Source organism: Salicola sp. AFF1 (assembly GCF_056783195.1).
This window is the reverse complement of sequence record NZ_JBXAYL010000004.1, coordinates 103998-127028: the sequence shown is the minus strand read 5'-3', so window position 1 is coordinate 127028 and position 23031 is coordinate 103998. Positions and strand designations below refer to the sequence as shown.

The following is a 23031-nucleotide window of genomic DNA, read 5'->3' as shown; positions in this document are numbered from 1 at the left end:
ACCATGGCGCCTTCGGATGGACTCATCGAATCAGCCCGCCGCACAATCACACTTGAGCGCGACGCCATAGACGCTCTGCTGCCCCGCATTGACGACCACTTCAGTCGAGCCTGCGACCTGATTCTCCAGTGCACCGGGCGTGTGGTGGTCACCGGCATGGGCAAATCCGGCCACATTGGCACCAAGCTCGCCGCCACCCTGGCCAGCACCGGAACGCCCGCCTTCTTCGTGCATCCAGGCGAGGCCAGTCATGGCGACCTGGGCATGATCACCGGCGAGGATGTGGTTATTGCGATTTCCAATTCGGGCAGTACCGGCGAGCTGGTTACCATTCTGCCGCTGATCAAGCGTAAGGGAGCCTCGCTGATCAGCATGACCGGCAAGGCGGACTCCCAGCTGGCGCGCCAGGCCCATGCCAATCTCGATATTGCCGTCGCCCAGGAAGCCTGCCCCATGAACCTTGCGCCCACTTCCTCCACCACGGTAACGCTGGTGATGGGTGACGCCCTGGCCGTGGCATTGCTTGAGGCGCGTGGGTTCGGTGCCGAGGACTTCGCTTTCTACCACCCCGGCGGCACCCTCGGTCGGCGTCTGCTGCTGAAGGTCTCGGACCTCATGCATACGGATGATGCCCTGCCGCGGGTGACACAGCAGACCCCGCTGGGCGAGGCATTGCTGGAGGTCTCCCGCAAAGGACTGGGGATGACCGCAGTGATCGATGACAGCCACCGGGTTATCGGCATCTTCACTGATGGCGACCTGCGCCGGACCCTGGACCAGGGGGTGGATATTCATGCCACCCCGATCGGCGATGTCATGACCAGCCACTGTCGCACCGTGGGGCAGAACATTCTCGCCGCAGAAGCGCTCAAGGTTATGGAGGACAGCAAGATCAACGGCCTGCTCGTAACCGACGACGACCACCGGCTGACCGGCGCACTCAACATGCATGACCTGCTTCGCGCGGGTGTGGTCTAGGAGGCCCATGTAATGACACCCTCCCCGAATGTGAGTGAACGCGGTGCCAGGATCCAGCTTCTGGCCATGGATGTGGATGGCGTACTGACCGACGGCAGCCTCTACTTCGCTGCCAGCGGGGACGAGCTCAAGGCCTTCAGCATCCTCGATGGGCAGGGGTTACGCCTGATCCAGAAACAGGGGCTGCTCACCGCGTTTATCACCGGCCGCACCTCCGCGCTCACGGAAAACAGGGCCCGCAATCTGGATATCGACCACCTGATCCAGAACCGTACCGATAAGCTTACGGCCCTGCGGGAACTGGCGGAACGCACCTCGGTGCCGCTTGAGGCCATGGCCTATGTGGGCGACGACCTGCCGGACCTCGCTGCCATCGAAACCGTGGGCGTAGGCATCAGTGTGCCCAACGGCTGCGCTGCCGTGCGAACGGCAGCGCAATGGTGCACCACCACCCCTGGTGGGCAGGGCGCCATCCGAGAAGTTTGCGAATGGCTTCTGGCATGCCGTGGTGTGCTCGATCAGCTGATTGACGGGTACCGCGCGCCATGAAAGAGCCTAACTGGATCATGCCCACCTGGCTCCGAGACCGCTCCATTGCCCTGTGGGGCATGGTTGGTCTCGTTCTTCTTGGCCTGGCCGTTGTGGTCATCCAGGAAGAGGACCCGATACGCGACACCACGGCCAGCGACCTGCGCGGCCCCAAGAAACCGGACGGTTTCGTGACTCATGCCACCTTTCGGTCCTTTGATGGCGAGGGCAGGCTCAACACCCGTATCCGTACCCGCCGTGCGGAGCAGTTCCAAACGGAGGACCGGGTCACCATGGAAAAACCCCATGCCATGCTGCTGGGCCGCAAGGGCGGCGCGCCCTGGTTCGTGAGCGCCCATACCGGTCTGTATCACCCCGATGCGACGGAACTGACTCTGGAACAGGATGTCCGGGCCCGCCACCGCAGCGCCGAACGCGGCGATGTGCTTATCCTCAGCGAACGCATGACGCTGGATAACAACCGACGGATTGTGCAGACTGACGCTCCGGTGACCCTGATCGACCGCAGCAGCGTGACCCAGGCCGTCGGCATGACCGGCTGGATCAACGACCGCGCCTTCAGGCTTGAAAATGACGTCAGCACCCGCTTATTCAACCGCTGACCTACAGGGGAGATAGCCCGCTCATGACCAACCCGGCACGCGCCCGACAAGCCTGGCGGCTCCTGGCAGGCCTGCTAACGGCCGGCCTTATACTCCCTGCGCACGCCTTCAATCTGGACTCGGACAACCCCATCAAGGTGGCATCCGACAATGCCCGGCTGGATGACCAGCAGGGAACCGCCACCTATTCGGGTAATGTACGCGTAAGCCAGGGCGAAGCGCTTTTGACCGCGGACAAGGTCATACTCTACCGGGGTAACAGCCAGAACCTCAGCCGCATGGAAGCCACCGGCAACCCCGCCACCTATAAGCAGCCGCAAACGGAACAGGCCCCAGCGGTCTATGCCGAAGGCAAGACGATCATCTATGAAGCCAAGGAAGAACGCATCATCTTCGAGCGAGAAGCCCTGATCCGCCAGCAGGGTGACCGGTTCCGGGGCAACCGGATCGTGTACGACGTGGGCGAACGCATCGTAACCGCCTCCAGCTCGGAAGACGACGACCAGGACCGGGTGGAGATGACCATCCAGCCGGACCGCGATTCCCCTGACAACAACGGCAGTAACTGAGCACCCCCATGGCGACACTGGAAGCCCTGAACCTGGCCAAGAGCTACCGCCGCCACCCAGTGGTGATGGACGTCTCCCTTGCCATCCAGAGTGGCCAGATTGCGGGGCTTCTGGGGCCCAACGGGGCCGGCAAGACCACCTGCTTCTACATGATTGTGGGCCTGGTCCCCCACGACCGGGGCCGCATCCGGATCGACAACCGCGACATCACCCACCTGCCCATGCACGGCCGGGCCCGGGCAGGCATCGGCTATCTGCCCCAGGAGGCTTCGGTCTTCCGGCGCCTGACGGTGGCGGAGAACCTCATGGCCATCCTGCAAACACGCAGCGACCTTACGAAGGCACAACGGCAAGAGCGCATGGAAGCGCTGTTACGTGAATTCCACATCAGCCACATCCGCAACAGCCTTGGGATGAGCCTATCCGGCGGGGAGCGCCGACGCGCCGAAATCGCCCGCGCCCTGGCCGTGGAACCGGCTTTCATCCTGCTGGATGAGCCCTTTGCTGGCGTGGATCCGATCTCGGTCAGCGACATCAAGCAGATCGTGCGCCAGGTACGTGACCGCGGCATTGGGGTGCTGATCACCGACCACAATGTGCGCGAAACGCTCGACATCTGTGAGACCGCCTACATCGTCAGCGAAGGCCACATCATCGCCTCCGGCACCGCCGAGGACATCCTTGCCAACCAGCAGGTCAAGGAAGTCTACCTGGGCGACGAGTTCCGTCTGTAACACGTGCACTCTGGAACCGTTGTCGCCCTGCCCAGTTCGCCTGTACACTCGATCCAGAAGGGGTAAGCAAAATCCCTGCCGGTCCTCTGGAGGACCCATTAAGGTTTCTAAATGCTGGACAATCGGGAACGGGAAAGCAGTCGATGGTCATGAAAGCGTCCCTGCAGTTGAAGATGGGCCAACAGCTCACCATGACGCCCCAGCTGCAGCAGGCAATACGGTTACTCCAGCTCTCCACTCTCGACCTGCAGCAGGAAATCCAGCAACAGCTGGAATCCAACCCCATGCTTGAAACCGCCGAGGAAGCCGAGGCGGAGACGGATACCGACACCGATACTGAGGCCGATCAGGCAGCGGACAGCGGCGACGGCGACCATGAAAGCGCTGAAACCACCGGCGAAGGGGGAGAGGAGCCGAGTACCAGCAATACCGACGCCAGCAGCTCGGAGAACGAGAACTGGCAGGACAACAGCGAGATCCCCGACAACCTGCCCGTGGATACCGCCTGGGATGACGTCTACCAGAGCGCTCCCGCCACTCCCGCTGCCTCACGCCCCGAAGACGATGGCAGCGAAATGGATTTCGAGAGCCGCAACAGCCGCGGCGAAACCCTTCAGGATCACCTGCTCTGGCAACTCAACCTCACTCCCATGTCCGAGCGCGACCGGGTCATCGCCCATGCTCTGGTTGATGCCACCGACAACGCCGGCTATCTGACCCAGGGCCTGGAAGAAATCCACCAGGGGCTCAGTGCGGCGGACGACGAAGACCCGCTGGAAATGGACGAAGTCGAGGCGGTCCTGCACCGCATCCAGCACTTTGATCCGCCCGGCGTTGCCGCGCGGGACCTGCGGGAATGCCTGCTGATCCAGCTCAACCAGCTGCCCCCGGACACCCCCTGGCTCAAGCAGGCACGGCTGGTCGTCAGCCATTACATTCAGCTGCTCGGCAACCGGGACTACCGCCAGCTCATGCGCCGCAGCCGTCTCAGCGAAGCGCAACTCAAGGAGGTTCTGGGCCTGATCCAGAGCCTTAACCCGCGCCCCGGTGATGCCATCGGTGAGGACGAAACGGAGTACGTGGTCCCGGACGTCATCGTCTCCCGCCAGGAAGGACGCTGGAAAATTGAACTCAATCCGGAAATCGCCCCCCGGCTCCAGGTGAACAACCTGTATGCGTCGCTCATCCGCCAGTCCGATGCCAGCGCCGACAACACCTACCTGAAGGATCAGCTCCAGGAAGCGAAGTGGTTCATCAAAAGTCTTCAGAGCCGTAACGAGACGCTGTTGAAAGTCGCCTCCCAGATCGTCGATCATCAACAGAAGTTCTTCGAGGAAGGCGAGGAAGCGATGAAGCCGCTGATCCTCTCCGAGATCGCCCAGGCTGTGGACATGCATGAGTCCACCATTTCCCGTGTCACCACCCAGAAGTACATGCATACCCCCAGGGGCATTTACGAGCTCAAGTATTTCTTCTCCAGTCACGTGAGCACGGACGAAGGCGGCGAATGCTCATCCACCGCCATCCGCGCCATGATCCGCAAGCTCATCAACGAGGAGGAAAGCCGGAAACCGCTGAGTGACAACCGCATAGCGACTATACTCAGTGACCAGGGCATCAATGTGGCGCGCCGAACGGTTGCCAAATACCGCGAGGCGATGCACATCCCGCCCTCAAACGAGCGCAAACGTCTCGTCTAGAGGGCCTGACGCCTGTATGATGGCCACCTTCCGGTGGCCGGGCCTAAGCGACAACAGGAGCGGACTATGCAACTCAACATTTCAGGTCACCACATCGAGCTGACAGAAGCCCTGAAGGACTATGTCCGGAGCAAGATGGAAAAACTTGAACGGCATACGGACCAGATCAGCAACACCCAGGTGACGCTGTCGGTGGTCAAGCAAAGGCAGACCGCCGAAGCCACGCTCCACGTTACCGGGGGCGACATCAACGCCAAGGCCCAGCACGACGATATGTACGCGGCGATCGATCAGCTTGTGGACAAGCTTGACCGGCAAATTCTCAAACACAAGGAAAAGCAGGTGGAACGCCAGCACGGTGCGGCCACCCGCTGATCCCAAGCGGTATCCATGGTCCATTCATCACTGTCCATCGAATCCATTCTTGCCCCGGAGCTGGCCCTCTGTGGCGTTCCGGGGACCAGCAAGAAGCGCATCCTCGAGACCATTGCCGAGAGAGTAGCCCAGCACTACCCGGAGCTTGAGGAAAACCAGATCTTCAATAATCTGGTTGCACGGGAGCGTCTTGGCAGCACCGGCATCGGGCAAGGCATCGCCATCCCGCACTGCCGGCTGGAAGACTGTAAGCGCGTAGTAGGCGCGCTACTGACGCTGGACGCCCCCATCAACTTTGATGCCATCGACAGTGAACCGGTGGACCTGCTGTTCGTGCTCCTGGTGCCGCAGAATGCCACCAGTGAGCACCTGGAACTGCTCAGCCAGCTGGCCGAGAAGTTCAATGACCGCAGCCTGTGCCGGCGCCTGCGCCAGTGCCAGGACTCGCAGGAACTGTACGACCTGATCGTCGCCAGCGAAAAAGCGTCCCAGTAACGTCGCCCTTACCCACACGGCGGGAGATCGGCCTGTGAAACTGACCATCGTAAGCGGCCGCTCGGGCTCCGGCAAAAGCACGGCCCTGCATGTACTGGAAGACCTTGGCTATTACTGCATCGACAACCTGCCCATCGGGCTGCTCCAGCCGCTGACACGCAAGGCCCTGGAATCCGATGAGCAGCAACGCGACGTCGCGGTCAGCATTGACGCGCGCAACCTCTCCGCGGACATCGCCGATTTTGAAAACCTCTACCGCCAGCTCCAGCATCCAGAGCTGAGGGTGGAAATCATCTACCTGGATGCGGCGGACAGCATCCTGCTGCAGCGCTTCCACCAGACACGGCGCAAGCATCCGCTGAGCACCTCCGCCCGCTCCCTTTCCGAGGCGATCCAGGATGAAAAGAGCCTGCTGGAACCGATTGCGCGACTGGCGGACCTGCATATCGATACCACTGAACGCTCCATGTACGAACTGCGAGACATGGTGCGTGAACGCATCGTCGGGCGTGACGAACAACAGATGGCGCTGTTGATCCAGTCCTTCGGCTATAAGCACGGCGTTCCCATTGATTCCGATTTCGTCTTCGATGTGCGCTGCCTGCCCAATCCCTTCTGGGATGACTCGCTCCGCAGCTACACCGGACTGGACGCCCCCATCCGCGAGTACCTCAAGGGCCAACCCGGAACGGACGCCCTGCTCGGTGATATCAAGGGATTTCTGGACCGCTGGCTGCCGGCATTCCACACGGTCAACCGCTCCTACATGACCGTCTCCATAGGCTGTACCGGCGGCCAGCACCGATCAGTCTATATGGCCGAAGAACTGGCGAATCACCTGCGGCGCGCGTTCAGCACCGTCCAGGTCCGACACACAGAGCTGCCTGACGCGCCACCGACGCCCTGAACAGCGGAAACGCACATGATCCGAGACACCGTCACCATCATCAACAAACTCGGGCTGCATGCCCGCGCCGCCGCCAAACTCGTGAGCTGTGCCGAACAGTTTGACAGCAGCATCCACCTGGTCCGCGATGACCGGGAGGTGGATGCCAAAAGCATCATGTCCGTTATGATGCTGGCAGCCAGCTGTGGCACAGACATCGAGCTGGTCATTGACGGCGACGATGAAGCGAGCGCCCGGGATGCCCTGGTGGAACTGATCAACAACCGGTTTGATGAAGACGAATGAGTGATACTGACACCACAGGGCAACAGCCGGAAGCACTGCCCACCAAAAGCCAGGCCAAACGGGAACTGCAGGAACTGCGGGAACTGGCCTCAGCGCTGGCTGCGCTGCCAGAGATGCGGATTCACCAATTGCCTGCCTCAACAGCCCTGATTGAAGAGCTTCTGGCGCTTCGAACCCTGCAGGATGGCGAGCCGAGACGCCGCAAGCTCCACTACCTGGGCCGGCGCATTCTGGAGGAAGACGAACAGGCCCTGCGCCAGGCCGTGGCCGGCCAGACGCACGGCACCCCCGAACACACCCGGCGACTGCACATGACCGAACGCTGGCGCGAGCGCCTTCTCAACGAAGGCAAACAGGCGCTGACGGAGTTCATGAGCCGATATCCCCAAACCGATGGCCAGCACCTGCGCCAGCTGATCCGCAACGCCGCCAGGCAGTCGGGCGACGGGGACCGCAACAGCCCTCGCCGGCGCCTCTATCGTTACCTCAGGGAACGCATTGATGAGGGGGAGTCATTGTAGGAAATCGCTTACAGCATGGGTCAGCGATTTCCTATTTGCCTCACGCTCGCACCGCGTAAAATAAGCACCAGTAGGGACACACAACGGTGCAGGACGCGCCTGATCGCAGGGACGGACAGTTGCCCAGGGAAACGGGCAGGGACGGGACAGCGCGGGTGCCAAGGACGTCGCCTGCCTGGACCACCTCACTCGCCTCGTTACCGCCCTCTCCGGGACTGTTCCGTGCCCATCCAAACAGGAACAGACAGGAGCTCATCACCATGAATGCAATCCTATCAGCAAGCACCCGCGTGCTGGCGCTCGCGCTCGTCCTTCTTGCCATGCCGGGGATCGCCCAGGAAACCGCGGACAAGGCGGAAACGGTCAACATCAACACCGCCAGCGCTGACCGCCTGGCAGAGGCACTCCAGGGCGTAGGCCCCGTCAAGGCTCAGGCCATCGTGGACTGGCGCGAGGGGGAAAGCGAATTCACCACCCCGGAGCATCTTGAAGAGGTAAACGGAATCGGGCCGGCCACCATCAAGGAAAACCGGGAAAGGATCCGCCTGGATTAAAGGCGCCGATGCCCCCAAACCGGGATGGCACTCCGCGTGCTGGCCAGCTGGTCGCGATCCAGCGCCGCGCTGACCACACCGGGGCCATCCTCCGAGCGCTCGGCGACCACATGCCCCCAGGGGTCAATGATCATCGAATGGCCCCAGGTCCGCCGGCGCTCATCATGCTGACCTCCCTGATTGGGTGCACAGATCCACACCTGATCCTCAATCGCACGGGCACGCAACAGCGGCTCCCAATGCGCCTCACCGGTACGATGAGTAAAGGCCGAGGGCACGACCACCCATTCCGCTCCCGCCTCGCGCAGCTGGCGGTACAGCTCCGGAAAACGCAGATCGTAGCAGATGCTGAGTCCCAGCCGGCCCGCGGGCGTATCCACGGTCACCACCTGGTCGCCGGGCTCAAACAGGTCGGATTCCTGATACCGGCCCTGTGAGTCGCCCACCTGCGCATCAAACAGATGAATCTTGTCGTAGCGGGCGACCTGCTCCCCCTGGTCGTTCCAGACCATGCAAGCGGCCCGGACACGGTTCCCGGGCACGACGGTGCCATCAGGCCGGGTCCCCATGGGCAGTGAACCGGCTACAATCCAAAGGCCCAGACGGGCCGCCTCGCGGCTGACAAAGGACTGGATGGATCCGTCTTCGCCCTGCGCTTCCGACTGTCCCAGCTCAGCCAGCCGACGGTTCTGGAAAGCCGCGAAGTTTTCCGGAAGCACCGCTACGCCAGCCCCGTCCGAGGCCGCCTGTTCCAGAAGCTCGCGTGCGCGCACCAGATTCTGCTCCACGTCGAAGCCACTGACCATCTGAATCGCTGCTACCGATACGGCTGCCGTCATCGCCTGATCTCCCCTGCGGGCCTTTCGGGGGCTTCCACGCCCACCTTGGGCCGTTCATAGCTTTCCAGGTCCGACTCCGTGTCAAACAGGTTACGAAGTTCAATCTCTGGCTCGTTCCAGCTGCCTTTCACCCTGTAGGTGGCACTGGTTACCCGACTCAGGATACCGCCAAATACCTTGTCAATCACGAAGAGTGCTCCCCCTACGGGCGGCGCATAGCCGAACAACACCGCCGCCAGTGGCAGGTTCTGGGTAACCGGCAGCACCACCACAAGCGACATGTCGAGGCTCTCACGGATCAGGTCCGCCTCGCCACTCATCCGGAAACCCCCGGATGGGGCCTGGATCACGACAGTGGGATCAAAGATCAACCGGCCCTCATGGATCAACGCTTCGCCTTCAATATGATCAAACGGAATGCCGGACTCATAGACATCCGAGAAATCCAGTTGCAGCCGCCGCCAGAGCGTATCGGTATTGAGAAGGCCAAAGACCCGGAATACGCCCGCCCCCTCGATTTCCTGATCAATGATGCCATCCTCAAACCGGAAATCCATGGCCGCGCGCAGCTCCGAGAGGCTGAAGTCCGTGGGGACGCCGGGCCAGGCCATGTTAAGCGACGCCTCTACCCGCTTGCTGGTAATCGGCACACTGGTTTGCCCCACTACCGCCTCCAGCCCTTTAAGGTCGCTGCCCTCCACGGTTCCTGAAAACTCGGTAACACCATCAGTCACCGCCGGCTGCCATGTCAGGCTGCCCTTCAAGGCCAGATCCTCCATGTTCAACGCAAGCGATTCAACGCGAATATCACTGCCATCAGGCACCAATTGAAACTCAAGATGATCAATCCGGCGATCACCAACAGCAAGACGCCCAATGCGAACACTGGCCTCTGGCCACTGCCGGGCGCCCTGGGCCAATGTGGCACTGTCCAATTGCGTCATGGGCCGCTCGTCCTCCGATCCCATGCCGGGAAGCACAAGGTGGTCAAGATCCACGGACAGTACGCCGGCATCATCAAGACCCAACGAACCACTAACCCAGTCGGAATCCAGGGTCACCTGCCAATCATCCCAGGTATGTGCTTCAGCCTGGACCTGCAACGGCGAAAGAACCCAATCATTGAGGCGTGGCTCCCCGATACCGAGCTCAAGACTGAGATCCGGAAAAAAACGCCGACCCGGGCCACGACCAGGCTCGCGGTCACCGGCTCTTGTAACCTCTGGTGCCGGCATATCCGCCATTGCCTGCCACCATTGGTGCAGAGCCACACCTGGGAGGTTTCCGGTAATACTAAGCACAGGTTGCTCTGGAAGGTTCGTATGGCGTACGCCAAGTCCGATGCGACCGCGCTCCAGAACGCCATCACGCAACACAAGCCGCAACGCTCCCAAAGGCTGCCAGCTCCCCCGGATGCGGACTGTTCCGTCCCGCTCTCCGAAATCCACCTGCGCGCTCAGGCTGTGCGCACCGCCCGCTGCTTTATTGAGGGGGGCTGGCCAATCCAGCACCAGCTTCGAAAGATCGGCTTCGAGCCCCAGGTTCGGTCCCTGGGTCGGACGCAGTGCCGCGCTATAGCTCAAGCGACCGCTGGTCCGGGGCAGTGACCGGCCAAGCCACTGTTCCAGCTGAGCCACAGAGAGCTTGCCTTTCTGGCGAAAAACCGGACCCTGTTCAGGCCCATCCCGCACCTCCAAAGCCACCGGCTCTCCCATGAAACGGGCTTCGAGGTCCGTGCTGTCAAAACCGGTATCCGTGGTGAACCGGATGGGCCCGGTCACCCCCCGCCACTCAATACCACCAGGAGCGAAACGCACCCGAGTGTCGGCAAGCTTCAGCTGGGCCTCAACCTCGGGATCGCGCTCCTGGTCAGGCCAAAGGCTGAGAGCCAGGTCCAGGTCACTGCTTCCTTTCACTTGCAGTTTCTTAACCCAATCGCCAACAAGCTTCCCGAAAGGGCTACTCTGGCGCCACTGGTCAGTGAGAAGCGCCCCGTTACGGCGAGCGCCGGTATTCACATCAACCCTCGGCCCCTTCTGACCATCCGCCACCCGGATCTGGCTCGGCTTGAGAGCCACTCCCCCCACCGTGCCTTGGTCCAACTGGATAAGACCCTCATCATCCTGAACTCGGACTTTACCAGCCGCATCCTCAAGGGCTGGCCAATCCGGATCGTAAGTCAGCCGCATGTCCTGGAACCGATAGGCGACACTCGAGGTGAAAGCACGCCCTTCAGCCGACACCTCATCCCCAATCTCTCCATGCCCGTAATACCATGCCCAGGGCACCGTTCCGCTATGAATGGATTCGGTCAGGAATGAGTAGAGCTCCGGGGGCACCCGGTACTTCGGCACGAGGCGTCCCAGCATCCCGGCCCTGGCACCGGCAATCCCCACCCGCAGCGACAGGGTGTCCGCGCTGTTCTCCCGCAAACGAAGCCGGAAACCACCGGTGATGTCCACCCCCTCGTGGCGACCCGCAAGATGCCGTGACATGACGCGCCAACCGTCACCACGGCGGGTCCACTGGATTTGACCAGTGCCCCGCTCAAAGCCCCAATCGGTATGAAACAATTCTGGAAAACCAAAGCGCACCGGCCCTGGTTCAAGACTTATCCAGCCCTCACGCGGACCGGTCTCAACATAACCGTCCAGATCGCTGGTTGAGGGTGCGCCTCCGGCCGCTTGCGCCGTCACCTCACTGAAGCGCCCCCGCAATCGCCACGTGCCTTCCTTGGGCAGAGTCAGTGATACTCGCTCCATCAACCCCGTTGGATCATGCTCGGCCAAACGCCGCTGATCTTCTGCGTTAAGCACACCACTGTGCCGGACCAGCGCGCTCATCAACCCCAGATCCAGGTCCCGCGCAAGCGCTTTCACGCCATCACTGTTGCGCACTACCCGTCCAGCAAAGGCCCCCGCTTGCCGCTGCCCCCAACGGAAACCCGAGCCGCGTGCCTGCAAAAGCCACCCCTTGTTGGTGCGCTGCCAGAGAAGGTCCAGATTCAGGTCATTCAGGGGCGTCACAGCGCCCTGGGAGGACCTCAGCCCCAACTCCGGCAACTGGAGTTTCATTCGGGCCTGCTGGGGGCGCCCGCCACGAAACTGCAGCCAGGCATCCCCTCTGGCCTGAAGGGCGTCGATGGCCAGATCCCGCCACTTGTAGGGCATAAACAGCTCACTGAAGGTCCCCGCCGCCTCCAGGTCCAGAAAAAGATCCCCTGTGAGGCCGCTGCTGAGCAGGTGCCTGCCCTGCAGTGCAAAGGCCCCAATGCGCCCCTTCCCATCGCCGGCGCCCAACAGGCGCCCGCTGGCAGAGAAAAGACCATCCTCGAAGCGCACGTCCATGGCCGGAATCCTGAGCTGTATCGGATCCCCCTCGGCCGGTTCAACCCGCAGGCGCACATCCGTCACGCTCACCACCGGGTCGGACAGCAGCTGGCCCAGCCACTCGATACAGGCCCCCAGCCGCTCGTCCAACGCCTCCAGGGCCCCGGAGGCCGGATTGGCAACCGCCTGAACCTCCTCACTATCCCCGGCCGGCTCCCAAACACCAGCGACCGCAAAACGCCCGTCCGGCTTCTGAACCAGCGTCGCTTCACTACCACTGGCGCGGAATTCGCGGAACACCAGGCGCCAGCGAAGCAGCGACGCCCAGCTATCGAGCCGTATCCTCAGTTGCCCCAGTGATGCGTCCGCCTGGTTCTTCCTGCCAATGCGCAGATCCGCCACCCGAACCACAGGATCCACTCCCTGCCACTGGCCACTCAACCCACTGATCTCAACAGGCCTGCCAAATGCCCCTGTCAGCGCCGTTTCAATCTCGGGTTCGAAGTGATGGAGGTGGGCCATGAACTGGCGCCCCAGCCCCACATAAAGGGCCACGAGCATCAGCAGCGTCAGGGCGCTTACCCAGACCAGGGTCACCATACGGTTGAGCAGCGCCCACAGCGCCGGTGGGATCCTTCCCAATGCCATCCGTTTCATAACACAGTCCCCGGGACCAGGCAGCCGATTGGGCTAGAGCAGGACCACATCGTACTGCTCCTGGCTGTAGACCAGCTCAACCTGGAACTTGATGGTCTTGCCAATGAAGGTCTCGAGATCCGCCACATTATCCGAGTCCTCATCCAGAAGACGATCAATCACGCTCTGCGAGGCCATGACCAGAAGTCCCTCCACGTCATAGGCCCGGTTAATGCGCATGATCTCACGGAAAATCTCGTAGCAGACCGTCTCCGGTGTCTTGAGAAAACCCCGGCCATCACATACCGGGCAGGGTTCGCACAGCAGCTGGCCCAGGCTTTCGGTGGTACGCTTACGCGTCATCTCCACCAGTCCGAGTTCGGAAACTCCGGTAATTTTGGTTCGGGCGTGATCCCGCTCAAGCATCTTCTCCAGCATGCGCAATACTTGGCGCTGATGCTCTGGATCGGCCATATCGATGAAATCGATGATAATGATTCCACCCAGGTTACGCAGTCGAAGCTGACGGCTGATGGCTCTCGCCGCTTCCAGATTGGTCTTGAAGATGGTTTCCTCAAGGTTGCGATGGCCGACAAACGCACCGGTGTTCACATCAATGGTCGTCATCGCTTCGGTCTGGTCAATAAGCGCATGGCCGCCGGATTTGAGCTGTACGTGGCGGCTTAGCGCCTTCTGGATCTCATCCTCCACGCTGTAGAGATCAAACAGCGGCCGCTCACCGGGGTAGAACTCAATCATCTCGCGCAACTGCTCAACGAACCGGTCCGCGAACGCCAGCAGCTTCTCATAGCTTTCCCGGGAGTCAATGCGGATCTTTTCGGTTGGAGTCCGCACCAGATCCCGCACCGTGCGGATGAACAGGGGGAGGTCCTCGTAGATCACCCCCGGGGCCCGCACATCCCGCGCCCCTTCCATGATGGAGGCGGACAGACGGTTGAGGTAATCCATGTCCCGGCGAATGTCGTCTTCACCCACACTCTCGGCGGCGGTACGAACAATGTAGCCCCCGGCATCCAGCTCGTACTCGCTGGCAGCCGACTGGATCAGATCCCGCAGGCGCCTGCGCTCAGCCTCGCCCTCAATCCGTTGGGACACGCCGATGTGCGACATCGCCGGCATATAGACGAGATAGCGTGATGGAATGGACAGGTGGGTGGTCAGGCGTGCGCCCTTGGTACCGATGGGGTCCTTGGTCACCTGTACGATGATCGACTGGCCCTCGCGCAGCAGTGAGCGGATGTCAGGCACGGTGCGCGGTGAGCCGCTGTCCCCATCACCACCAAGCTCGGCCACATCCGAAGCATGGATGAAGGCCGCCCGCTCCAGGCCAATATCCACAAAAGCCGCCTCCATGCCGGGCAATACCCGCACGACCCGTCCTTTGTAAATGTTACCGACAATCCCCTTGTTCCGGGTGCGCTCCACATAAGCTTCCTGGAGCATGCCGTTTTCCACCAGCGCCACCCGCGTTTCAACGGGCGTGACATTGATCAGGATCTCTTCACTCATCCATTGCCACCCACCACTGATGCACTGGCTGGTCCACCTGATAGAGAAGGTCCGTCACCGCCTCAAGCGGCAGGCCCACCACGGCGGTATAGCTGCCGATCACCTCCGCCACCAGCGCCGCCCCGCGACCCTGAACCCCAAACGCCCCAGCCTTATCCAGGGGCTCACCTGTGGCCACATAGTTATCAATTTCGGCGCTGGAAAGCGGGCGCAATCGCACCCTCGAGGTAACCACGCGTTCCCGCACCGCACTGGGCCCGGCCAGGGCCACACCACTCATAACCTGGTGCTCCCGCCCGGAAAGACGCGCCAGCATGGCACGGGCTTGCTCCGCATCAGCCGGCTTGCCCAGTATCTGGCCATCAACCACAACCGTTGTATCCGCCCCCAGAAAGACCCGCCCGGGCTCATGCCAGCCCTGTTGGCAGGTCAGCGCTTTCTGCCTGGCCATCCGCAGTACGTAGAGGTCTGGAGCCTCTTCCTCTCCAGGGGATTCATCAATGGCAACAGGGGCGTCCTGATACCGGACCCCAATCTGATCCAGGAGTTCACGCCTGCGGGGTGATGCAGAGGCCAACACCAGTGGCGCCAGGGCAGAACGGCTCATTCGGATTACTCCAGCTTACGATTCACGAAATCCCAGAAACCGCGGAACACTGGCCAGATCAGGCCACTGCTGACCGCGGGAAGCAGGTAATTAAAGCCCCCGCCGGCCTCTCCCAGTAACTGGTGCAGGAAGTGGACCACCATATGCGCAACGCCGATCATGAGAAAGACCACAAGGGATTGCTGCGCCAGCCGGAAGAGCTGAAGCCGCTGATGGGACGCAAGAACCATGAAGGCGAGGAGCGCCATGGCAAGGGCATTCATGCCCAGAATGTCCGCCCGCAGCACATCCACCAGAAGCCCCAGGCACCAGGCCAGAACGATGCCAAACGCTTGCGGGGCTCGCAGCACCCAGTAGATCACAACCAGGCCGACCCATTCCGGGCGCCAATGCCCAAACTGCTGTGGAAACAGCGCGATTGTCCCGACCAGCGCTGCAACAGCGCTCAGGATCGCAACCGGGTAACTGATCGAACGCAGCACCACTTCAGCCTTCCCCTCCTGACGGCTCCGGTTCACTGGCTGGCTCTGACGCGAGACCGCCACTGAAGACCACCAGGACCAGGCTGCTGCTATCGAGCTTCGCCAGGGGCCGCGCCTCGACCTGGGCAAATGGCTCTCCCGGGTTGTGCTCCAGGCTGCTGATCCGTGCCACCGGATACCCCTGAGGGAAGCGCCCCCCGAGGCCAGAGCTCACGAGCAGGTCTCCAACCTCGATATCCGCAGTATCCGGAACATGGGCCAGTTCCATACGATCAGGCTCACCCGTACCAAGCATGATAGCGCGCAACCCGTTACGATTAACCTCAACGGGCACCGCATGACTGTTGTCGGAAATCAGAATAGCCCGGGACGAATAGGTGCTGGTATGGACAATCTGCCCCATGAGCCCACGAGCATCCAGAACGGCCTGCCCCTCTGCCACGCCGTCGGACTCGCCTTTATTCAAAACGATTTCATGGGTCAGGGGATCCGGGGTCACCCCGATCACATCCGCCACCAGGACCCGATCATCCAGGTTTTCAGAGGCGTTGAGCAGCTCCCGCAGGCGTGCGTTTTCAGCGGCGAGCGCAGCATAGCGCTGTGCCCGGCGCTCCAAAACCAGCAGACGGGATTCCAGGGCCTCGTTCTCCTGCAGCAGCTCTGAGCGGCTGGTTGTGAGATCTCCCAGCCATCCAACAGCCCGTTCCGGCGCATTGCCCAGCCAATAAACCGGGGCCAAACCGGTCATCAGCCAGCCCCGCACGCGATCGCCATAGGGCAGGTACAGGTCCGCACCGATCAGCACTCCGGACAGAAGCACCACGAGCAACAGCCTGGAGCCAATAAGTGGGCCTTGGGTGAAAAGCGTGTTGATGGACCGTCCCCCGTTCACAACGACAACCGCCGCTGGCGCCTGGGCGGCAGCGGCGGTGCCTGCAGTTCAACCGGAACCGATAACGGTGCGTCAACCGTCCTGGGAGAACATGGTTACGCCGCTCCGGTCAATGCGTTCCAGCGCCTTGCCACCACCCCGCGCCACACAGGTCAGCGGGTCTTCCGCCACAACCACGGGTAGGCCGGTTTCCTCACTGATCAGGCTCTCCAGCCCCCTCAGAAGCGCCCCGCCACCGGTCAGGACAATGCCGCGCTCGGCGATGTCCGAGGCCAGCTCGGGAGGCGACTGCTCGAGCGCACTCTTGACGGTCTGGACAATCTGCGCCAGCGACTCCTGAAGCGCCTCCAGTATCTCGTTGCTGTTGAGGGTGAACTGGCGCGGCACGCCTTCAGCCAGGTTGCGACCGCGGACATCAATCTCGCGGATATCCAACCCCTCGTAGGCACAGCCGATCTCGTGCTTGATGCGCTCGGCCGTCGAGTCCCCGATGAGGCTGCCATAATTGCGGCGGACATAGGTGACAATGGCTTCGTCGAACTTGTCACCACCGACTCGTACTGACTCGGCATAGACAATGCCATTGAGCGAAATGATCGCGATCTCCGTGGTGCCACCACCAATGTCGACGATCATGGAGCCACTCGCTTCTTCTACCGGCAGCCCGGCGCCAATGGCAGCCGCCATGGGCTCCTCGATGAGAAACACTTCCCGGGCACCCGCACCGAGAGCGGACTCACGGATCGCCTTGCGTTCCACCTGGGTACTCTTGCTGGGCACGCAGACCAGAACCCGCGGGCTCGGGGTAATGAAACTGTTCTCATGCACTTTATGGATGAAGTGCTGGAGCATTTTTTCAGTGACCACGAAATCCGCAATCACGCCATCCTTCAGCGGACGGATGGCGGTAATATTGCCAGGCGTTCGGCCCAGCATGCGCTTGGCCTCGCTGCCCACGGCTGCCACTTTTTTCTGACCGTTGGATGTGCTTACGGCAACAACGGAAGGCTCATCCAGAATGATCCCTCGACCACGGACGAAGATGAGCGTGTTGGCAGTTCCCAGATCAATGGACAGATCACTGGAGAACGCGCCTCTGAGTCTCTTGAGCATCGGTGCTGTTTCAACCTGGCTTTACGGATTCGATGGCCGGCCTCGCCCTCCCCGTTTCCGTGGCGAAACCTCTTGGATGCCGGAACTTTAGCAGTGGCGGGGGGTTCAGGCAAGACAGCACGCATTGTGCCTGCTTAACAAACAATGGAACAGATCGGCTGCCACAGCCCCAGAATACCCCATGCGCCATCACCAGGGCCCGCGAGGAATGCTGCCAGCAATCGCCACTCCGGCTTCCGCTTTGAAGCCCCGGGGTTCAGAATGCATGCGTATCTGCTATCATCGCGCGTTCCAAAGGGAAGGAATCGGCATGAGCATTTCCAGAGACAAAATCGAACAGGTGGCCTGGCTGGCTCGCATCCAGCTTGAAGAGCCCGAAAAAGAAGCGCTCGAAGGCAAACTGAGCGACATCCTCGGGATGGTTGACCAGCTCCAGGCGGCGGATACCGACGGCATCACCCCAATGGCCCACCCGCTGGACGCCACCCAGCGGCTGCGCCCGGACGAAGTCACAGAAACCAACCAGCGCGAACGGTTCCAGGCCGTAGCCCCCGAGACACAGGACGGGCTCTATCTGGTACCGCGGGTAGTGGAGTAAGCGCCGGATGCAAACCAGAACGCTTTCAGAACTGGCCAAAGCCCTGGAATCAGGTGATACCACCAGCGAAGCCCTGACCCAGGAAACCCTTGAACGCATCCGTGCTCATGACGGGGACTACAACAGTTTCATTACCATCGCGGACGAGCGCGCCCTGGAACAGGCCCGACGTGCCGACCAGGCTCGGGCCAGCAGCCAGGCGGGCCCGCTCACGGGCGTCCCCTTTGCGCACAAGGACATATTCTGCACAGAAGACCTGCGCACCACCTGTGGCTCGCGCATGCTCGAGAACTTTGCACCGCCCTATAACGCCACGGTTGCCCAGAAGCTGGACGACGCTGGCGCCGTGTGCGTGGGCAAGACCAACATGGACGAGTTCGCCATGGGCTCGTCCAACGAGACCAGCTACTTTGGCCCGGTGACCAACCCCTGGGGGGACAACCTCGTTCCGGGTGGCTCCTCCGGCGGCTCCGCCGCGGCTGTCGCCTCGGGCCTGGTCTGCGCTGCCACCGCCACCGACACCGGCGGCTCCATCCGCCAGCCAGCGGCACTGTGCGGCCTCACGGGCCTGAAGCCCACCTATGGCCGGATTTCCCGCTACGGTATGATCGCCTTCGCATCCAGCCTGGACCAGGCCGGCACCCTGACCCGCACGGCCGAGGACAGCGCCCTGATGCTCAACGCCATGGCTGGCTTTGACCCGAAGGACTCGACCAGCCTCGACCGAAAGGTTCCCGATTACACCAGCAACCTCACGAGCGAGCTGAACGGGCTCCGCATTGGGTTGCCAAAGGAATACTTCTCGGACGAGCTGTCACCGGCGATGGCAGAGCAGGTCCACAATGCCGTCCGCGAGTACGAAAAACTTGGGGCCATCGTTCAGGAAATCAGCCTGCCGCACTCACACCTGGCAGTCGCCGCCTACTACGTGATCGCCCCGGCCGAAGCCTCCGCCAACCTCTCGCGCTTTGACGGGGTGCGCTACGGCCACCGCTGCGAGAATCCGCAGGACCTCAACGACCTCTACCTGCGCTCGCGCTCCGAAGGCTTCGGCGAGGAGGTCAAACGCCGCATTCTGGTGGGCACCTACGCCCTCTCGGCCGGCTTCTTCGACGCCTACTACCTCAAGGCGCAGAAAGTCCGCCGCCTGATCCAGCAGGACTTCACCAACGCCTTCAACGAGGTCGACCTGATCATGGGGCCCACATCGCCCTCGCCGGCCTTCGCCCAGGGCGACAAGACCGATGACCCGATCAACATGTACCTGGAGGACGTGTTCACCATCGCCTCCAATCTGGCGGGCGTGCCGGCCATGTCGATCCCCGGCGGCATGGTGAACAACCTGCCGGTGGGGCTGCAGATCATCGGCAACTATTTCGACGAAGCCCGCATGCTGAACGCCGCCCACCGTTTTCAGCAGGTGACGGACTGGCATAAGCAGGTGGCGCCGAACAGCGTGTGATGGATCGCCCAGACAGGAACAACCACTCGCGCCGGTAACAGCGGACCGGGCAGAAGGATTAATGACAGCTGGACCGCCCCGGGCGTGGGCGCGGGGTGGTTTTACAGGAAGCGCGGTCGCCATGGATGGCGACCGCGCAGCGTCCAGGGATGGATTCATAGCGATTCCTGTAAAACCACCCCGTGCCCGCGCCTGCATTACGGCCAGCAGGCTAGAGACAACTCCGCGGGAGCAGACAATACCATGCAATGGGAAACCGTGATCGGGCTGGAAGTCCACGTACAGCTCGCCACCCAGTCCAAGATCTTCTCCGGCGCCAGCACCGCCTTCGGCGCCGACCCCAACGCCCAGGCCAGCGCCATCGACCTGGCTATGCCCGGCATGCTCCCCGTTCTCAACGAGGGGGCCGTACGCATGGCCGTCCAGTTCGGCCTTGCCGTTAATGCCGAGATCGCACACCGCTCGGTATTCGACCGCAAGAACTACTTCTACGCCGACCTGCCCAAGGGTTACCAGATCAGTCAGATGTACCACCCCATCGTGGGCAAAGGAGAGGTCAGCGTGCACCTGTCCAATGGCAGCGAACGCACCATCGGCATCGAACACGCCCATCTTGAGGAAGATGCCGGCAAATCCCTGCATGAAGACTTTCAGGGCCAGTCCGGTATCGACCTCAACCGTGCCGGGACTCCCCTGCTCGAGATTGTCTCCGAACCGGACATGCGCAGCGCCGAAGAAGCCGCCGCCTACCTCCGCAAGATCCACTCAATCGTCACCTATCTGGGCATCTCCGACGGTGACATGTCCCAGGGGTCCATGCGCTGCGACTGCAACGTCTCCGTGCGCCCCAAGGGCCAGACCGAGTTCGGCACCCGCACCGAGATCAAGAACGTCAACTCCTTCCGCTTCGTGGAAAAGGCCATCAATACCGAGGTGGAACGCCAGATCGAACTGATTGAAGATGGCGGCAATGTGGAACAGGAAACCCGCCTGTACGATGCGGATCAGGACGAAACGCGCTCCATGCGGACCAAGGAATTCGCAAACGACTACCGCTACTTCCCGGACCCTGACCTGCTTCCGGTCGAGATCAGCGACCAATACGTCGAACGCATCCGCGACCAGCTCCCGGAACTGCCAGACGCCAAGCAAGCCCGGCTCATCAGCGACTATGGCCTGAGCTCGGATGAAGCTGCGCCACTGGTCCAGAGCCAGGCAGTGGCTGACTACTTCGAGCAGGTCGCACAGGCCAGCGGCGATGCCCGCCAGGCTGCCAACTGGATCATGGGCGAGCTGGCGCGACTGTTGAACCAAAGCGAGCGTGAGATCCAGGACTGCCCTGTCAGCGCAAATGACCTCGCCACCCTGATCCTGCGGGTTCAGGACGGCACCATTTCCGGCAAATTGGCCAAGCAGGTCTTTGAAGCCCTCTGGAATGGCGAAGGCAGCCCGGACGAGATCATTGAACAGCAGGGCCTCAAGCAGGTCTCCGACAGCAGCGAGATCGAGGCACTGGTTGACCAGGTCCTCACTGAAAACCAGGCGATGGTGGATGACTACCTGGGTGAGGACGTCGCCAAGAAGCAGAAGAAGAAGTTCAACGCCCTGGTTGGGCAGGTCATGAAAGCCTCCCAGGGCAAGGCCAACCCAGCCCAGGTGAACGAGATCCTCCAGCAGCGGCTCGCGAACAACCAATAGAGGACTACATTTTGTAACAAAACCGCACCCTCCCGTGCGATGGCACAGGTTTGTGGACCCCGGGAACAACGGCTACGCTTTCGTTAAATCGCGTTACCCGGGGTTGACTCATGGCAGCGACATCCGTCCTGGATCGCTTGAGCGAGCGGCCTGGCCTGCGCCACCACCACCGCATTCAGGTCACGCTGAAAGCCTCCCTTGAACGGGGCGGGGAGTCGCTGCCAGACACCACCATCAACACCCTGTCCCGCTGTGGACTCCAGGTGGTGTGCCCACCGGAAACGCTGGAACAACTCATTCCCAACGGCCAACCCGTAGCCCCGCACATGGCCATCCCGGTTCACGTCACATTCCGCCTTCCAATCCACGGTGCCGGAAGTTCCTGCATTCGCGCCCGGTGCGGAGTGGTCATGGTTCGCCGCACCGCCCGGGATTGCTACCACGTCGGAATGTCCTTCACCGCGCTCGCCGACGATGCGCATGCCCTGCTCGAGCATTACATCAGAGAGCAACTTGCCGCCGGTGCCTGAACACCCTTCTTACCCACCCCAGGACTCTGGTATAATCCTTTGTTCAGTTGAAGCCGGCTCTTATAAGAGGCGGTTCCATTCCGAGTCAACAGCGGTACAGAGCGCGATGACCCAATACAACCTCACGCACCTCAAACAGCTGGAAGCGGAAAGCATCCACATCATGCGGGAAGTAGCAGCCGAGTTCGACAACCCGGTGATGCTCTACTCCATCGGCAAGGACTCCTCGGTGATGCTCCACCTGGCCCGCAAGGCCTTCTGGCCCGGACGGATCCCCTTTCCCATGCTGCACGTGGACACCACCTGGAAGTTCAGGGAAATGATCGAATTCCGGGACCGGATGGCCGAGAAGTACGATCTCGACATGATCGTCCACATCAATGAGGAAGGCGTGAATCAGGGCATCGGGCCCTTCAGCCACGGCAGTGCCAAACACACCGACGTGATGAAGACCCAATCACTCAAGCAGGCACTCGAAAAGCACAAGTTCGATGCCGCTTTCGGTGGCGCTCGCCGGGACGAGGAAAAATCCCGCGCCAAGGAGCGCGTCTACTCCTTCCGGGACGAGAACCATCGCTGGGATCCCAAGAACCAGCGCCCGGAGCTGTGGAACATCTACAACGGCCAGATCAACAAGGGCGAAAGCATCCGCGTCTTCCCGCTGTCCAACTGGACCGAGCTGGACGTCTGGCAGTACATCCATCTCGAGAACATCGAGATCGTGCCGCTGTACTTCTCCAAGCCGCGCCCCGTGGTCGAGCGCGACGGCACCCTGATCATGGTCGATGACGACCGCATGCCACTGGAGCCGGGTGAAGAGCCCGAAATGAAGTCCGTGCGCTTCCGCACCCTGGGCTGCTACCCGCTGACCGGCGCCATTGAGTCCGAAGCGGATACGCTGCCCGAGATCATCCAGGAGATGCTGCTGACACGCAGTTCCGAGCGCCAGGGTCGGGTCATTGACCACGACAGCGCCGGCTCCATGGAGAAGAAGAAACAGGAAGGCTACTTCTAAGCGCGCCCAACCCGGTTTTCGGAGACAAGAC

The 23031-nt window shown here is 61.6% G+C and carries 24 protein-coding genes; 17 read left to right on the top strand and 7 right to left on the bottom strand.

Annotated features, from left to right (window positions below; translation table 11 throughout):
- Positions 1–3 precede the first annotated feature (3 nt).
- The 12 genes from AC1RQI_RS04135 (at position 4) to AC1RQI_RS04080 (ending at position 8269) form a co-directional block, all read left to right on the top strand.
- Positions 4–978: a KpsF/GutQ family sugar-phosphate isomerase gene (locus AC1RQI_RS04135; protein WP_481903771.1), complete on the top strand. Its 975-nt coding sequence runs from the start codon at positions 4–6 to the stop codon at positions 976–978.
- 12 nt (positions 979–990) lie between these two features.
- Positions 991–1527 carry a KdsC family phosphatase gene (locus AC1RQI_RS04130; RefSeq protein ID WP_416635258.1) on the top strand — a complete coding sequence of 179 codons (537 nt, stop codon included), beginning with the start codon at positions 991–993 and terminating at the stop codon, positions 1525–1527.
- A gap of 17 nt (positions 1528–1544) precedes the next feature.
- Positions 1545–2129 carry an LPS export ABC transporter periplasmic protein LptC gene (gene lptC / locus AC1RQI_RS04125; RefSeq protein WP_481903770.1) on the top strand — a complete coding sequence of 195 codons (585 nt, stop codon included), beginning with the start codon at positions 1545–1547 and terminating at the stop codon, positions 2127–2129.
- A 23-nt stretch (positions 2130–2152) separates the two neighbouring features.
- Positions 2153–2698, top strand: coding sequence for a lipopolysaccharide transport periplasmic protein LptA (lptA, locus tag AC1RQI_RS04120; RefSeq protein ID WP_481903769.1), 546 nt, complete (start codon positions 2153–2155; stop codon positions 2696–2698).
- Positions 2699–2706: 8 nt separating this feature from the next.
- A complete protein-coding gene (lptB, locus tag AC1RQI_RS04115; protein WP_416635262.1) occupies positions 2707–3432 on the top strand; it encodes an LPS export ABC transporter ATP-binding protein in 726 nt (241 codons plus the stop codon).
- A gap of 149 nt (positions 3433–3581) precedes the next feature.
- Positions 3582–5132 carry an RNA polymerase factor sigma-54 gene (locus AC1RQI_RS04110; RefSeq protein WP_481903768.1) on the top strand — a complete coding sequence of 517 codons (1551 nt, stop codon included), beginning with the start codon at positions 3582–3584 and terminating at the stop codon, positions 5130–5132.
- 66 nt (positions 5133–5198) lie between these two features.
- Positions 5199–5507, top strand: coding sequence for a ribosome hibernation-promoting factor, HPF/YfiA family (gene hpf, locus AC1RQI_RS04105; RefSeq protein ID WP_416635265.1), 309 nt, complete (start codon positions 5199–5201; stop codon positions 5505–5507).
- A gap of 15 nt (positions 5508–5522) precedes the next feature.
- A complete protein-coding gene (gene ptsN, locus AC1RQI_RS04100; RefSeq protein WP_416635266.1) occupies positions 5523–6002 on the top strand; it encodes a PTS IIA-like nitrogen regulatory protein PtsN in 480 nt (159 codons plus the stop codon).
- A gap of 34 nt (positions 6003–6036) precedes the next feature.
- Positions 6037–6909 (top strand): RNase adapter RapZ, encoded by an 873-nt coding sequence (gene rapZ / locus AC1RQI_RS04095; protein WP_481903767.1) that lies wholly within the window; start codon positions 6037–6039, stop codon positions 6907–6909.
- A 15-nt stretch (positions 6910–6924) separates the two neighbouring features.
- Positions 6925–7194 carry an HPr family phosphocarrier protein gene (locus AC1RQI_RS04090; RefSeq protein ID WP_416635269.1) on the top strand — a complete coding sequence of 90 codons (270 nt, stop codon included), beginning with the start codon at positions 6925–6927 and terminating at the stop codon, positions 7192–7194.
- Complete coding sequence (gene yjgA / locus AC1RQI_RS04085; protein ID WP_481903766.1) at positions 7191–7715, top strand: ribosome biogenesis factor YjgA; 525 nt, start codon at positions 7191–7193, stop codon at positions 7713–7715. The genes AC1RQI_RS04090 and yjgA overlap by 4 nt, the downstream gene beginning before the upstream one ends.
- 260 nt (positions 7716–7975) lie before the next feature.
- Positions 7976–8269: a ComEA family DNA-binding protein gene (locus AC1RQI_RS04080; protein ID WP_416635272.1), complete on the top strand. Its 294-nt coding sequence runs from the start codon at positions 7976–7978 to the stop codon at positions 8267–8269.
- On the opposite strand, the gene AC1RQI_RS04075 is transcribed toward AC1RQI_RS04080, so the two are convergent.
- The 7 genes from AC1RQI_RS04075 to AC1RQI_RS04045 all read right to left on the bottom strand — a co-directional run bounded on the left by AC1RQI_RS04075 (position 8266) and on the right by AC1RQI_RS04045 (position 17697).
- Positions 8266–9108, bottom strand: a complete 843-nt coding sequence (locus AC1RQI_RS04075) for a carbon-nitrogen hydrolase family protein (protein ID WP_481903765.1) — start codon at positions 9106–9108, stop codon at positions 8266–8268. The genes AC1RQI_RS04080 and AC1RQI_RS04075 overlap by 4 nt on opposite strands.
- Positions 9105–13094, bottom strand: coding sequence for a YhdP family protein (locus AC1RQI_RS04070; RefSeq protein ID WP_481903764.1), 3990 nt, complete (start codon positions 13092–13094; stop codon positions 9105–9107). The genes AC1RQI_RS04075 and AC1RQI_RS04070 overlap by 4 nt, the downstream gene beginning before the upstream one ends.
- A gap of 33 nt (positions 13095–13127) precedes the next feature.
- Entirely contained in the window at positions 13128–14603 is a 1476-nt protein-coding gene (rng, locus tag AC1RQI_RS04065) for a ribonuclease G (protein ID WP_481903763.1), read from the bottom strand.
- Positions 14596–15210, bottom strand: coding sequence for a Maf family protein (locus tag AC1RQI_RS04060; RefSeq protein WP_481903762.1), 615 nt, complete (start codon positions 15208–15210; stop codon positions 14596–14598). Before AC1RQI_RS04060 ends, rng begins: the two co-directional genes overlap by 8 nt.
- A gap of 5 nt (positions 15211–15215) precedes the next feature.
- Positions 15216–15728, bottom strand: coding sequence for a rod shape-determining protein MreD (gene mreD / locus AC1RQI_RS04055; RefSeq protein ID WP_481903761.1), 513 nt, complete (start codon positions 15726–15728; stop codon positions 15216–15218).
- Positions 15697–16584, bottom strand: coding sequence for a rod shape-determining protein MreC (gene mreC / locus AC1RQI_RS04050; RefSeq protein ID WP_416635279.1), 888 nt, complete (start codon positions 16582–16584; stop codon positions 15697–15699). The genes mreD and mreC overlap by 32 nt, the downstream gene beginning before the upstream one ends.
- 72 nt (positions 16585–16656) lie before the next feature.
- Positions 16657–17697 carry a rod shape-determining protein gene (locus AC1RQI_RS04045; RefSeq protein WP_416635280.1) on the bottom strand — a complete coding sequence of 347 codons (1041 nt, stop codon included), beginning with the start codon at positions 17695–17697 and terminating at the stop codon, positions 16657–16659.
- Between the two features lie 310 nt (positions 17698–18007).
- Here AC1RQI_RS04045 and gatC point away from each other — a divergent pair, with 310 nt between their 5' ends.
- The 5 genes from gatC to cysD all read left to right on the top strand — a co-directional run bounded on the left by gatC (position 18008) and on the right by cysD (position 23000).
- Positions 18008–18295, top strand: a complete 288-nt coding sequence (gene gatC, locus AC1RQI_RS04040; protein ID WP_481903760.1) for an Asp-tRNA(Asn)/Glu-tRNA(Gln) amidotransferase subunit GatC — start codon at positions 18008–18010, stop codon at positions 18293–18295.
- A 7-nt stretch (positions 18296–18302) separates the two neighbouring features.
- On the top strand, positions 18303–19757 hold the full coding sequence (gatA, locus tag AC1RQI_RS04035; protein ID WP_481903759.1) for an Asp-tRNA(Asn)/Glu-tRNA(Gln) amidotransferase subunit GatA: 1455 nt from the start codon (positions 18303–18305) through the stop codon (positions 19755–19757).
- A gap of 243 nt (positions 19758–20000) precedes the next feature.
- Positions 20001–21455, top strand: coding sequence for an Asp-tRNA(Asn)/Glu-tRNA(Gln) amidotransferase subunit GatB (gatB, locus tag AC1RQI_RS04030; RefSeq protein WP_481903758.1), 1455 nt, complete (start codon positions 20001–20003; stop codon positions 21453–21455).
- 110 nt (positions 21456–21565) lie between these two features.
- Positions 21566–21985 (top strand): PilZ domain-containing protein, encoded by a 420-nt coding sequence (locus tag AC1RQI_RS04025; protein WP_416635284.1) that lies wholly within the window; start codon positions 21566–21568, stop codon positions 21983–21985.
- Positions 21930–23000: a sulfate adenylyltransferase subunit CysD gene (gene cysD / locus AC1RQI_RS04020; RefSeq protein WP_481903757.1), complete on the top strand. Its 1071-nt coding sequence runs from the start codon at positions 21930–21932 to the stop codon at positions 22998–23000. Before AC1RQI_RS04025 ends, cysD begins: the two co-directional genes overlap by 56 nt.
- The last annotated feature ends 31 nt before the right edge of the window (positions 23001–23031 follow it).

Coding starts and splice junctions, on each gene's coding strand:
- gatA (WP_481903759.1), top strand. CDS start 18,303: ATGCAAACCAGAACGCTTTCAGAACTGGCCAAAGCCCTGGAATCAGGT.
- AC1RQI_RS04060 (WP_481903762.1), bottom strand. CDS start 15,210: ATGAGCCGTTCTGCCCTGGCGCCACTGGTGTTGGCCTCTGCATCACCC.
- AC1RQI_RS04110 (WP_481903768.1), top strand. CDS start 3,582: ATGAAAGCGTCCCTGCAGTTGAAGATGGGCCAACAGCTCACCATGACG.
- gatC (WP_481903760.1), top strand. CDS start 18,008: ATGAGCATTTCCAGAGACAAAATCGAACAGGTGGCCTGGCTGGCTCGC.
- rng (WP_481903763.1), bottom strand. CDS start 14,603: ATGAGTGAAGAGATCCTGATCAATGTCACGCCCGTTGAAACGCGGGTG.
- AC1RQI_RS04090 (WP_416635269.1), top strand. CDS start 6,925: ATGATCCGAGACACCGTCACCATCATCAACAAACTCGGGCTGCATGCC.
- AC1RQI_RS04075 (WP_481903765.1), bottom strand. CDS start 9,108: ATGACGGCAGCCGTATCGGTAGCAGCGATTCAGATGGTCAGTGGCTTC.
- AC1RQI_RS04080 (WP_416635272.1), top strand. CDS start 7,976: ATGAATGCAATCCTATCAGCAAGCACCCGCGTGCTGGCGCTCGCGCTC.
- AC1RQI_RS04070 (WP_481903764.1), bottom strand. CDS start 13,094: ATGAAACGGATGGCATTGGGAAGGATCCCACCGGCGCTGTGGGCGCTG.
- yjgA (WP_481903766.1), top strand. CDS start 7,191: ATGAGTGATACTGACACCACAGGGCAACAGCCGGAAGCACTGCCCACC.
- ptsN (WP_416635266.1), top strand. CDS start 5,523: ATGGTCCATTCATCACTGTCCATCGAATCCATTCTTGCCCCGGAGCTG.
- lptA (WP_481903769.1), top strand. CDS start 2,153: ATGACCAACCCGGCACGCGCCCGACAAGCCTGGCGGCTCCTGGCAGGC.
- AC1RQI_RS04045 (WP_416635280.1), bottom strand. CDS start 17,697: ATGCTCAAGAGACTCAGAGGCGCGTTCTCCAGTGATCTGTCCATTGAT.
- AC1RQI_RS04025 (WP_416635284.1), top strand. CDS start 21,566: ATGGCAGCGACATCCGTCCTGGATCGCTTGAGCGAGCGGCCTGGCCTG.
- hpf (WP_416635265.1), top strand. CDS start 5,199: ATGCAACTCAACATTTCAGGTCACCACATCGAGCTGACAGAAGCCCTG.
- lptB (WP_416635262.1), top strand. CDS start 2,707: ATGGCGACACTGGAAGCCCTGAACCTGGCCAAGAGCTACCGCCGCCAC.
- AC1RQI_RS04135 (WP_481903771.1), top strand. CDS start 4: ATGGCGCCTTCGGATGGACTCATCGAATCAGCCCGCCGCACAATCACA.
- lptC (WP_481903770.1), top strand. CDS start 1,545: ATGCCCACCTGGCTCCGAGACCGCTCCATTGCCCTGTGGGGCATGGTT.
- gatB (WP_481903758.1), top strand. CDS start 20,001: ATGCAATGGGAAACCGTGATCGGGCTGGAAGTCCACGTACAGCTCGCC.
- AC1RQI_RS04130 (WP_416635258.1), top strand. CDS start 991: ATGACACCCTCCCCGAATGTGAGTGAACGCGGTGCCAGGATCCAGCTT.
- cysD (WP_481903757.1), top strand. CDS start 21,930: ATGCGCATGCCCTGCTCGAGCATTACATCAGAGAGCAACTTGCCGCCG.